General features: G+C 73.6%; 10 protein-coding genes. 9 read left to right on the forward strand and 1 reads right to left on the reverse strand.

Going from position 1 to position 11,743, the window contains the following annotated elements:
* Positions 1 to 760 (reverse strand): chorismate-binding protein (locus IEW07_RS16715; RefSeq protein ID WP_188539399.1); only part of this gene is annotated, 760 nt, incomplete at its 3' end.
* Between the two features lie 243 nt (positions 761 to 1,003).
* On the opposite strand from IEW07_RS16715, the gene IEW07_RS16720 reads away from it, so the two are divergent.
* The 9 genes from IEW07_RS16720 to IEW07_RS16760 all read left to right on the forward strand — a co-directional run bounded on the left by IEW07_RS16720 (position 1,004) and on the right by IEW07_RS16760 (position 11,734).
* Positions 1,004 to 1,948, forward strand: coding sequence for a matrixin family metalloprotease (locus IEW07_RS16720; protein ID WP_188539321.1), 945 nt, complete (start codon positions 1,004 to 1,006; stop codon positions 1,946 to 1,948).
* A 122-nt stretch (positions 1,949 to 2,070) separates the two neighbouring features.
* Complete coding sequence (locus IEW07_RS16725; protein ID WP_188539323.1) at positions 2,071 to 2,442, forward strand: hypothetical protein; 372 nt, start codon at positions 2,071 to 2,073, stop codon at positions 2,440 to 2,442.
* A gap of 188 nt (positions 2,443 to 2,630) precedes the next feature.
* Positions 2,631 to 4,796 (forward strand): amylo-alpha-1,6-glucosidase, encoded by a 2,166-nt coding sequence (locus tag IEW07_RS16730; RefSeq protein ID WP_188539326.1) that lies wholly within the window; start codon positions 2,631 to 2,633, stop codon positions 4,794 to 4,796.
* 78 nt (positions 4,797 to 4,874) lie between these two features.
* Complete coding sequence (locus IEW07_RS16735; protein ID WP_188539327.1) at positions 4,875 to 5,909, forward strand: glycosyltransferase family 4 protein; 1,035 nt, start codon at positions 4,875 to 4,877, stop codon at positions 5,907 to 5,909.
* 42 nt (positions 5,910 to 5,951) lie between these two features.
* Positions 5,952 to 7,205, forward strand: coding sequence for a phospholipase D-like domain-containing protein (locus tag IEW07_RS16740; RefSeq protein ID WP_229741925.1), 1,254 nt, complete (start codon positions 5,952 to 5,954; stop codon positions 7,203 to 7,205).
* Positions 7,206 to 7,285: 80 nt separating this feature from the next.
* The gene (locus IEW07_RS21480) at positions 7,286 to 7,942 is read left to right on the forward strand and encodes an IclR family transcriptional regulator (protein WP_188539329.1); all 657 of its coding nucleotides are present in this window, start codon (positions 7,286 to 7,288) and stop codon (positions 7,940 to 7,942) included.
* A gap of 161 nt (positions 7,943 to 8,103) precedes the next feature.
* A complete protein-coding gene (locus IEW07_RS16750) occupies positions 8,104 to 9,339 on the forward strand; it encodes a CaiB/BaiF CoA transferase family protein (protein ID WP_188539331.1) in 1,236 nt (411 codons plus the stop codon).
* Position 9,340: 1 nt separating this feature from the next.
* A complete protein-coding gene (locus IEW07_RS16755) occupies positions 9,341 to 10,219 on the forward strand; it encodes a hydroxymethylglutaryl-CoA lyase (protein ID WP_188539333.1) in 879 nt (292 codons plus the stop codon).
* A 72-nt stretch (positions 10,220 to 10,291) separates the two neighbouring features.
* Entirely contained in the window at positions 10,292 to 11,734 is a 1,443-nt protein-coding gene (locus IEW07_RS16760) for a 2-hydroxycarboxylate transporter family protein (protein ID WP_188539335.1), read from the forward strand.
* Positions 11,735 to 11,743 lie beyond the last annotated feature (9 nt).

Raw genomic sequence — 11,743 nt, forward strand, 5'->3', positions numbered from 1 at the left:
TGAGCACCGACTCCCCCGTCCGGCGCAGGAACAGCTCCGGGGAGAGGCTGGCCACCGCCCCGCCGGGTACCCGCAGGAACGCGGCGAAGCGCGGGGCCAGCGCCTGGACCCCGGCGCAGAACAGGTCCAGCGGGTCGCCCTCGAAGCCGGCCCCGAGGCTGCGGCAGATGTTGGCCTGGAAGACGTCGCCGTCGCGGATGTGGCCCAGGGTCCTGGCGACGGCGGCGGCGTGCTCGTCCCGGGAGGCGTCGGCCGTGAAGGGCCCGCACCGGTAGGGCACGGGGTCGTGCGGAGCGGCGAGCGCCTCCCGGACGACCTCCTCCGCGGCCGCCACCCGGGCCGGATCCGTGCCGGGCAGCCACTCGAGCACCCAGTCGCCCGCCGCGGCACGGCGGCGCAGCACGTGGTCGTAGTAGGCCAGGTGGTGGTCCGGCAGGCGGGCCGGCCGCGGCGGGGCCGGGGGCAGGACCTCCAGGCCCCGGGCCAGCTGGTAGCCCAGGTATCCGATCCAGCCACCGCCGAACGCGCCGCCGGGCTCCTCGCCCGGCTCCTCACCGGGCCCCTGCGGGGCGGGGCGCCCCCGTGAGCCCAGGGCGGTGAAGGGATCCTCGTCCGGGCCGAGCCGGCGGAGGGGGTCGAACCCGATGAGGGCGTCCCCGTGGTGCCAGTCGCCGACCAGGGCCACCAGCCCGGGCTCGGCGCGCAGCGCGCGCAGCATCTGCACCGGGGTCACGGTGTGCGGGAGGACCACCTGGGGCATCTGCACGAGCTCCTCGGTCGGGGCGGGGACGGGGGCGGGAGGTCCCGGACCGGGCCCGTCCCGCAGGTGAGTGTATCGCCGCCGGCCGGGAGGAGCCCCCGGGTCCTGCGGGCACGGCCGGGACGAGGCCGTCCCGGCCGCCCCGACACGACATGACATCCGGAACCGCACCGCGTAGCGTTTGCTTTCATACACTGGGGCCGGTCCTGGGGGCCGGCCCACGACGAGCAGAAGCGGGCGCGCATGCGGAGTTCACCTGGGGGAAGGCCTGCCGCGGGCTCCGGGGGCCGGAGGGGCGGCGGGGCCGCCTGGCCGCCCGGACCGACGCCGGCGCGGGCCCGGCACAGGGCGCGGACGACCCGCGCGGACGTCCGCCACTGGCGCGGCCCCCGGTCGCGGAGCCTGACGTGGCGCGCCTCGCCGGCCTTCGCCGTCGTGCTCGTGCTCGCCCTGTCCTTCACCCCCACGGTCGTCGACCGCCTCGTCCTGCCGGTCGCCGGGCCCTACCTCCCCCACGCCTCGACGCCCCCGCGCGGGGTGGGGGCCGCCGAGAAGCCGATCGGCACTCCCCCGACGGCCCCCTCGTCGACCAGCTACCGGCTCAACGAGTCCCCGGACCCCGGGCAGGAGATGGTCGCGTACGACCCGTGCCGGCCGGTGCACTGGGTGGTGCGCCCCGACAACGCCCCGCCGGGCGCGCAGCAACTCGTGGAGCAGGCCCTGGCGGAGGTGTCCGTCGCGACAGGACTGCAGTTCGTCCACGACGGGACCACCACCGAGGCCCCCAGCGGCAGCCGTGACAACTACCAGCCCGAGCGGTACGGCAAGCGCTGGGCCCCCCTCCTCATCACCTGGTCCGATCCCGGCGAGACCCCGGGCCTGGCCGGACGCGTCGTCGGGCTGGGCGGCAGCTCCTACGCGCAGAGCCCCGGCAGGCCCCTCGTCTACGTCGCGGGCTCGGTGACGCTGGACGCCCCCGACCTCACGGCGGTGCTGGAGCGGCCCCACGGCCGGGCGCAGGTCCGCGCCGTCATCATGCACGAGCTGGGTCACGTGGTCGGGCTGGACCACGTCGACGACCCCGGGCAGCTGATGCACGCCGAGAACAGCGGCCTCACCGGATTCGCCGCCGGGGACCTGGCGGGCCTCGCCCGGCTCGGCACCGGCGAGTGCGTGCCGCAGCTCTGAGCCCCGGGCCCGGAGGATCGCCGAGCGGGACCGCCGGCACCGCGTCATGAACGGTCCAGGAGCCCGGCGCGGATAGGCTTCGTCGTGCGACGCCCCCACGTCCCCGGAAGGTCCATCCCCCCATGGAACCGCTCATTTCTCTCGTCATCCCTCTCGCCGTTCCTCTCGCGGCCGTCCCCGTGCTCGTGCTGGTGCTCCTCCGCCGCCGTGGAGGACGCCGGACCACCCGTGCGGAGGCAGCGCTGGCCGAGGTCGAGTCCGCCTCACCGGCGGTCATCGCCGACTGGCCGTGCGGCCACCGCGAGGACCTGTCCCGGCTGCTGGCCGCCGACCGGGCGGCCCGCAGCGCCGAGTTCCGCCAGGGCCTGCACACCGCCGCCTCCCGCGAGAAGGACTGGTCACGGCTCGAGCGGGTGGCCGCGGCGGAGAGACGGCTGGAGCAGGCCCGAGCCCTCGACGGCAGCGCCTGCCCCCGCACCCGCCGCCCCGCCTGATCGGGCACGGAGCCGCCGCCCGGCCCGACACGAACCCGGACACCGCCGCAACGTCCCCGCAACCCGTTGCGGGGTGATCCCCGTCACGGGACAATACGACGGGGACGTCGCACGGGTACGGCAGCGGATCCAGCAGTGGGTCCTGCAGCAGGTCGGCAGGGGTTTCGGACACGGTCGGGGTGGGGGCTATGAGTGCATGGAACGAGGACACCGCAGCGGGGTCGATGGTCCTGGACGCGGTCACCGTCGTGGAGGGCTCCTCCTTCTGCATCTCGACGCAGAGCGGGGACGTGGTGCCCGGCCAGGCCCAGGGCGCCTTCTACCAGGACACGCGGATCCTCTCCCGCTGGCTGCTCACCGTGAACGACATGCCGCTGGAGCCCCTCACGGGCCGCACCCTGGAACCGTACCGGGCCGTGTTCGTGGGCCGGCCGAGGAGGCCCGACGGCGTCGCGGACAGCCCCCTGGTGGTGCGGCAGGAGCGCCACGTCGGCCCCGGCCTGCGCGAGGACATCACGGTGCACAACTACTCCCAGCAGCCCTCGGCGTGCCGGATCGAGATCGGCGTGGACGCGGACCTGGCCGACCTCTTCGACGTGAAGGGCGGCAGGACCGTCTCCTTCACGGACCGGAACCGGCACGTCCACCAGGAGGAGCTGCGCCTCGAGGCCGTGCGCGACGGGTACCGCCGCGGCGTGGTGATCAGCGCCCGCGGGGCGGCGGCGACCGAGAACTCCCTGGTCTTCGAGGTCGAGGTCCCCCCGCGGGACACCTGGTCCACCTGCGTCATCGTCACCCCCCTGGTCGAAGGAGCGGCCCCGGAGAACCCGTTCACCGAGACGTCCACCACCCTGCACCACGAGGCGGCGCGCCGGTACGCCGCCTGGGAGGAGGACGTGCCGCGCCTGTCCGTCGCCGACCGCGCCGTCGAGGCGGTGCTGACCCGCAGCCAGTCGGACCTGGGCTCCCTGAGGATCTTCGACGCCGAGCACCCCGAGCGGGTGGCCGTGGCGGCCGGCGCCCCCTGGTTCATGGCCCTGTTCGGCCGGGACTCGCTCCTGTCCTCCTACATGGCCCTTCCCGTGGACCCCAGCCTGGCCACGGGCACCCTGCAGACCCTGGCCTCGCTCCAGGGGCAGAAGGTGGACCCGGGCACCGAGGAGGAACCGGGCAGGATCCTGCACGAGGTCCGGCTGGGGGCCACCGCGGGCCTGGCCATGGGCGGCGGCAAGGCCTACTACGGGACCGCCGACGCCACCCCGCTGTTCGTGACCCTGCTGGCCGAGCTGAGCCGGTGGGGGCTGGCCGGTGATGTGCTGGACGCGCTCCTGCCGCACGCGGATCGCGCCCTGGAGTGGGTGCAGAAGTACGGGGACCGCGACGGCGACGGCTTCGTGGAGTACCACCGGGCCAGCGAGCACGGGCTGCTGAACCAGGGCTGGAAGGACTCCTGGGACGGCATCAACTTCGCCGACGGCCGCCTGGCGGAGGCCCCCATCGCCCTGTGCGAGGTGCAGGCGTACGTCTACAGCGCCTACCTCGGCCGGGCGCTGCTGGCGGGACAGCTGGGCGACGAGGCGGGAGTGACCGCGTGGGCCCGCCGCGCCGCGGACCTGAAGGCGGAGTTCAACGAGAGGTTCTGGCTCCCGGACAGGGGCTACTTCGCCGTGGCCCTGGACAAGGACAAGCGCCCGGTCGACGCGTGCGCCTCCAACATGGGCCACTGCCTGTGGCTGGGCATCGTCGACGCCGACAAGGCGCCGCTGGTCGTCGAACGGCTCATGTCGCCGGAGATGTTCACCGGCTGGGGCATCCGGACCCTGGCCTCGGACATGGGGGCCTACAACCCGGTGAGCTACCACAACGGCTCCGTCTGGCCCCACGACACGACCCTGACCGCGACGGGGCTGATGCGGTACGGCTTCGCCGAGGAGGCCCGACGGGTCGCCGACGGGCTCTTCACCGCGGCCGAGCGCTTCGACGGGCGGCTGCCCGAGCTCTTCTGCGGCTTCTCCCGGGACGAGTACCCCGATCCCGTGCCCTATCCCACCTCCTGCTCCCCGCAGGCGTGGGCGGCGGCCTCCCCCGTGCAGCTCATGCGCATGCTCCTGCGCTTCGACCCGCTCCTGCCCCAGGGCGAGGTCCGCCTGGCCCCGATCCTCCCGCCGGACTTCGGCGCCTTCCACGCGGACAACCTCCGCCTCGACACCTCCCGGATCTCGATCCACGTCGACGGGGCCTCCGCCACCGTCGAGGGCCTCCCCCCGGAGATCAAGCTGCGACGGGCGCCCCGGCCACCCCTCGAGGAGACGCTCAGCACCGGAGAGCACCACGGCGACCGGACGGCCCCCTAGGACGCCAGGGATCATGCACGACGCTCCTCCGAGGCCCTTCGTCCCGACCCCGGTGGACCGCTGGAGAGGGGTACGAGGATGCACATCGGACTGATCGTCGCGCCGTGGTTCCCGATCCCCCCGGTCGCGTACGGCGGGATCGAGCTGGTGGTGGACGCCCTGGCACGGGGGCTCACGGCGGCCGGCCACGAGGTGGTGCTGGCCGCCGCCGCGGACAGCACGTGTCCGGTCGCCCGCCTTCCCGGCACGGACCCGTCGGACCCCGTGGCGCTGGGCGCCAGCTGGTCCGAGCTCAGCCACGTCGCCCGGGCCTACGCGGGGCTGGCCGGGATGGACGTGATCCACGACCACACCCTCGCCGGGCCGCTCTACCGGCACCGCCCACCCGCCGTGCCCGTCGTGACGACCATCCACGGGCCGCTGACCTCCCACCTCGAGGAGATCTACCGCGCCGCGGGGCGGGACACGGCGGTCGTCGCCATCTCCCACGACCAGATCAGCCGATCGCCGGGCCTGCCCGTGGCCGCCGTCATCCCGCACGGCGTGGACCTCTCCGCGGTCCCCGTCGGCCGGGGACGGGGCGGCTACGCCCTCTTCCTGGGCCGGATGACGCCGGACAAGGGGATCGCCGAGGCCATCGTCATCGCGCGCGCCGCAGGCGTGCCGCTGCGGATCGCCGCGAAGATGCGCGAGCCCGCCGAGCTGCGCTACTTCCACGACGTCATCGAGCCGATCCTGGGCCCCGACGAGGAGTTCCTCGGCGAGGTCGGCGGCAGGCAGAAGTACGAGCTGCTGGGGAACGCGGTGGCCCTGCTCAATCCCATCCAGTGGCCGGAGCCGTTCGGGCTGGTCATGATCGAGGCCCTGGCCACCGGCACACCGGTGGTCGCCACGCCCCTGGGGGCGGCCCCGGAGATCGTCGAGCCCGGCGTCACCGGATACCTCGCCGAGACCCCCGCCCAGCTCGCGGCCGTGCTGGGCCGCGCCGCCGCACTGGACCGGCGTGCCGTCCGGGCCTCGGCGGAGAGACGCTTCAGCGCCGAGCGCATGGTCGAGGACCACCTGGCCCTCTACACGAAGCTGGTGGCCGATCCGGCGGTCCGGGTGGCCTGAACGGGTCGCGGGCCGGGGGCGGCGGGCGGATAAGCTCGGACGGTGCACTCTTCTCCCGCGCCGAGAGCGCGTCCCCTCCGCACGCTGGCCGTCCGCTCGCTCGCGGGCCTCGCCGGGGTGCAGGCCGCCGTGGTGGCCACCCTGGTGGCCACGGACGCCATCCAGCGCAGGAGCCGGAAGCGACGCTCCGGGTTCCCCCGCCCCGGCACCTACGAGGGCACCGTGGCCGACACCCGCACCACGGCGTACACCTACGGGGAGGACCTCTACCGGGACATGCTCGCCGCGATCCGCGGCGCCCGGCACCGCGTCCTGCTGGAGACCTACATCTGGAAGGGCGACGAGGTCGGCCGGGAGTTCCGCGACGCCCTCAACGACGCCGCCGCGCGCGGGGTCGAGGTGTACGTCATGTACGACGGCTTCGGCAACCTGGTCGTGCCCGCCTCGTTCTTCCGGTTCCACCCGGACGTGCACGTCTTCCGCTTCCCCGTCCTGCGCCCCCGCCTGCTGCTCAGCCCCCTGCAGGCCACCGGGCTGACGCACCGCAAGATCCTGGTCGTCGACGACGAGATCGGGTTCGTGGGCGGCTACAACATCGGGTCGCTCTACGCCACGGAGTGGCGCGACACCCACGTGCGGCTCGTCGGCCCCGCCGCGTTCGAGCTCAGCCACTCGTTCGCGGCCGTGTGGAACCACCCCTCCACCGCCCGGCCCCGCCGGCTGCCGCACCTGAACCCGGGGGCGTGGGACTCCCGGGTGCGGGCGATCAACAACATCCCCGCCAGCCTGGTCTACCCGATCCGCAGCGTCTACCTGGACGCGATCCACCGGGCCAGGCACCACATCAACCTCACCACCGCCTACTTCATCCCCGACCAGCAGATCCTCGACGCGCTGGTCGAGGCCGCCCGGCGGGGGGTGGACGTGCGGGTGATCCTGCCGGAGAACTCCAACCACGTGCTGGCCGACTGGCTCTCCCACGGCTTCTACTCCTCGCTGCTGGCCGAGGGCATCACCGTGCTGCTGTACCGCAACGCCATGATCCACGCGAAGACCGCGACCATCGACGGGCAGTGGTCGATCGTGGGCACCGCCAACATCGACCGGCTGAGCCTGGGCTTCAACTACGAGACGACTCTGGAGATCCACGACGAGGACTTCGCCGCGGACATGGAGCGGATCTTCGCCGCGGACAGCGCCAACTGCCGTCAGCTCACCGCCGAGGAGTGGCACGAGCGGCACCCCGCCGCCTGGTTCGCCGAGACCGTCCTGGTCCCGCTGCGCCCCTTCCTCTGACGCCGGATCCCTCCGGCCCCGGACGGGGCGGGCACCGCGGGCCTCCGCCCCCGCGGCCCGGCGGACCCTAAGCTGGTGCCATGCCCTCCCCCGAGCCGTCCGGCGGCAACCGCACCCTGGAGCGGATCGCCGCGATCCTCGACGCCGTGGGCCAGTCCTCGGCCTCGGCCAGCGAGCTGGCCCGCCGGACGGGGCTGTCGGTCTCCACCGCCCACCGCCTGGCCCTCTCGATGGCCGAGCACGGGTTCCTGCGCCGCGGCGAGGGCGGGGACTTCCGGCTGGGCCAGCGCTTCGTCCAGTCCGCCCTCGAGAAGGTCTCGCTGCCCGCGCTGACCGGGCTGCGGGACAGCACCGGGGAGTCGGCGCAGCTGTGGACCCGGCGCGCGGACGAGCGCGTCTGCCTCATGAGCGTGGACAGCCACCAGGAGCTGCGGGCCACCCTGCCGCCGGGCTCCCGATTGCCGCTGCCCGCGGGGTCGAGCGGCCGGCTCCTGGCCGGCGAGCCGGCCGCCCTGGAGGAGCTGGCGGAGCACGGCTGGGTGGAGTCCGTCGGCATGCGCACCCCCGGGCTGGGCTCGGTCAGCGCACCCGTGCGGCTGCGCGAGCAGACCATCGCGGCCGTGTGCCTGGCCATGCCCCTGGCCCGCGTGGCCGTCTCGCCCGGCGCGGACTTCGGCGACGACGTCGTGGCCGCCGCCCGGCGCATCGGCCAGGACCTCGAGCGCTCCGCACCCTAGCCCCCGCATCGCCCTGAACGCCCACCCCCTCGGAATTCTCGCCGAGGGGGTTGTGTGTGTCCTGGATCACTTGCTACCGTCTTCCCGCCAAACGACAGTGATCTCCCACAGAGTGGGAAACAGGAGAGATCACGGAGCACGTACCCAGGGAAGCAGGCACCATGACCGAGAATCTGCACGTCGAGGGCAACACCCTCCCGCTGGAGGGGATCCGCGTGCTGGAGCTGGGCAGCTTCATCGCCGCCCCCTTCGCCGCCCGGCTCTTCGGCGACTTCGGCGCCGAGGTCGTCAAGGTCGAACGCCCCGACGGCGGCGACGAGCTGCGCGACTGGCGCAAGACCCGCGGTGCCACGTCCATGCTCTTCCGCACCCTGGGCCGGAACAAGAAGTCCGTGGCCCTGGACCTGCGCTCGGAGACGGGCCGGGAGGCCGTGAAGAAGATCGCCGCCCAGTGCGACGTCGTGATCGAGAACTTCCGCCCCGGCACCCTCGAGAAGTGGGGCCTGGGCCCGGAGGTGCTCACCGAGCTCAACCCGGACGTGGTGATGGTCCGGATCTCCGGCTACGGCCAGACCGGGCCCTACCGCAACCGCGCCGGCTTCGGCAGCTCGGCCGAGTCCTTCGCCGGCCTGCGCTACATCACCGGCGAGCCCGACCGCCCGGCCGGCCGGGCGGCGGCGTCCATGGGCGACACCGTCGCCGGGCTCTACGGGGTCATCGGCGCCCTGATGCTCATGCTGCAGAAGGCCCGCGGCGCCCGCTCCGAGGGCCCCCAGGTCGTCGACGTCGCCCTCTACGAGGGCGTGTTCAGCCTGCTGGAGTCCCTGGTCCCCGACTACGACGCGTACGGGATGGTGCGCAGGCGCACCGGCGGCGCCCTGCCCGGGGTCGTGCCCACCGGCTCCTACCCCTGCGCCGACGACCTCGAGGTCGTCATCGGCGGCAACTCCAACTCCGTCTTCCGCCGGCTGATGACGGCCATCGGCCGCGACGACCTGGCCGCCGACGAGTCCCTGCTGACCACCGAGGCCCGCGGCGCCCGGGAGGCGGAGCTCAACGGCGCCATCGCCGCCTGGACCTCCAGCCACCCCCTGGCCGAGGTGCTCGAGCTGCTCGACGCGGCCGGGGTGCCCGCCGGCCCGGTCTACGACGCCCCGTCCATCGCCGCCGACGAGCACTACCTGGCCCGCGACATGATCCAGACCCACGAGGTCGTGGTCGAGGACGAGCCCGAGCTCATCCGCTTCCCCGGCGTCGTCCCCAAGATCCCCGGCCACCTGGGCCGGGTCCAGTGGGTGGGGCCCGAGCTGGGCCAGCACACCGAGGAGGTCCTGCGCGACCTCGCCGGCCTCACCGCGGAGGAGATCGCCGACCTCACGCTGCAGGGGGTGCGCTGAGATGCGGGTGCAGATCACCGACGTGTTCCTGCGCGACGGCCTCCAGGACGAGGACGTCGTCGTCGCCACCGCCGACAAGATCGCCGTCGCCGAGGCCCTGGTGGCCGCCGGGCTCACCCGCCTGGAGGTGGCCTCCTTCGTCAACCCGAGGAAGGTCCCGCAGATGGGCGACGCCGCCGAGGTGCTGGCCGGGGTCCCCGCCGCGCCGGGGGTGACCTGGACGTCGCTGGCGCTCAACGGCCGCGGCATCGCCCGGGCCGCCGACGCCGGAGCCACCGACGTCCAGGTCGTCACCTCCGCCAGCCAGGCCCACAGCCGCGCCAACGCCGGGCAGGCCATCGAGGACGCCCTGGCGGACCTCGCCGGGGAGCTCGCCCACTACCCGACGGTCCACTTCTTCGCCGGGATCTCCACCGCCTTCACCTGCCCCTTCGAGGGCGAGATCGACCCGGACCACCTGCTGCGGGTGGTCCGGGCCTTCAAGAGCACGGGGATCACCGACATCGGCCTGGCCGACACCCTCGGTACCTCGCCCACCGCCCAGGTCATGGCCTCGCTGGACCACGTGCGCGCGGCCGAGCCGGAGCTGACCTTCTCCCTGCACCTGCACAACGCCCACGGCCAGGCCCTGGACACCGTCGGCGCCGCGGTGGCGGCCGGGATCATCCGCTTCGACAGCGCACTGGGCGGCTACGGCGGCTGCCCGTTCGCCCCCGGTGCCCACGGCAACATCGCCACCGAGCAGCTCGTGGCCCACCTGCACGCCACCGGCCACGACACCGGGATCGACGAGGACCGCCTGGCCGAGGCGGTCCGCCTGGCCCGCGAGGTCGTCACCCGCTCCCCCGCGGTTCCGGCCGCGGAGCCCGCCACCCGCTAGCCCCACCGACCATCTTCATTCCACGAGCGGCCCCGCCGGGGCCGCCGCACCCACATCACCTGGGGGACACCGATGTCGACGACGCCACCCACCACCCTGACCACCGAGCCCGTGGACGAGACGCCGGACCGGCCGCCCGCAGACCCGGGCACGGGGATGCACCGCCGGGTCGCCCCCACCGCGGGCCCGCGCCGCGGCACGCACTACCCCGGCCGCCAGGGGTTCCGCATCGCGAGCATGCCCGCACCCGTGTACCTCGTGCTCGCCGCCGTGGTCCTGACCGCCGCGGTCACCGGCAACCTGCCCGAGTCCATGCTCTCGGGCTTCGCCGTCACCATCCTCCTGGGCGGGCTGCTCATCTGGATCGGCAACCTGTTCCCGGTCGTCCGCGACTACGGGCTGCCGACCATCCTGTGCACCTTCGTCCCGGCCCTCCTGATCTTCGCCGGCGTGATGCCCGAGAACGCCGTGACGGTCGTGCAGGGCTTCGTCGACACCTACGGCTTCCTGGACTTCTTCGTGATGGCCCTGATCGCCGGGTCCATCCTGGGCATGCCCCGCGCCCTGCTGCTCAAGGCCGGACCCCGCTTCGCCGTCCCCCTGATCGGCTGCCTCATCGCCACCTTCGTCCTGATCGGGGCGCTCGGGGCGGTCACCGGCTTCGGCTTCATCGAGGGCGTCCTCTTCATCGCCGCCCCGATCATGGCCGGCGGCCTGGGCCTGGGCGCGGTGCCGATGTCGGAGATGTACGCCGCACGCACCGGCGGGGAGGCCGCCACGTTCATGGGCGACCTGATGTCGGCCGTGGTGATGGCCAACATCGTGTGCATCCTCATCGCCGGGATCTTCAACGGGCTGGGCAAGCGCAACAAGCAGCTCTTCGTCGGCTTCAACGGCCACGGCCAGCTGCTGCGCGTCGAGGGCCGGGCCGACGAGATGGCCGTGCCGGAGAAGAAGGAGATCTCCTCCTTCATCTCCCTGGGCAAGGGCCTGCTCATCGCCGCGGTCCTGTTCGTGGCCGGCAACCTGGTCGCCGCCTGGCTGCCGGTGCTGCACCCCTACGCCTGGACCATCCTCTTCGCCGCGGCCGTCAAGATCTTCGGCCTGCTCCCCAAGGACCTCGAGGACGCCAGCTCCGAGTGGGGCGACATGATCGGCGCCATCCTGGTCCCGGCCCTGCTCGTCGGGGTGAGCATGACCTACATCGACATCCAGGAGGTCCTCGCCTCCCTGAGCAACCCGATGTTCATCGTCCTCACCGTGGCCACCGTGATCATCGCGACCGTGAGCTCCGGCTTCCTGGGCTGGCTGGTGAAGTTCCACTTCGTGGAGGCCGCCATCACCCCGGGCCTGGTCATGGCCGACACCGGCGGCAGCGGGGACGTCTCCGTGCTCAGCGCGGCCAACCGCATGCACCTGATGCCCTTCGCCGGCCTGACCAACCGCCTCGGCGGGGCCCTGGTGCTGTTCGTGACCTCCCTGCTCGTCCCGCTCCTGGCGGCCGCGGCCGGCTGAGCCCCGGAA

The sequence above is a fragment of the Kocuria dechangensis genome, assembly GCF_014636775.1.
Classification (GTDB): domain Bacteria; phylum Actinomycetota; class Actinomycetes; order Actinomycetales; family Micrococcaceae; genus Kocuria; species Kocuria dechangensis.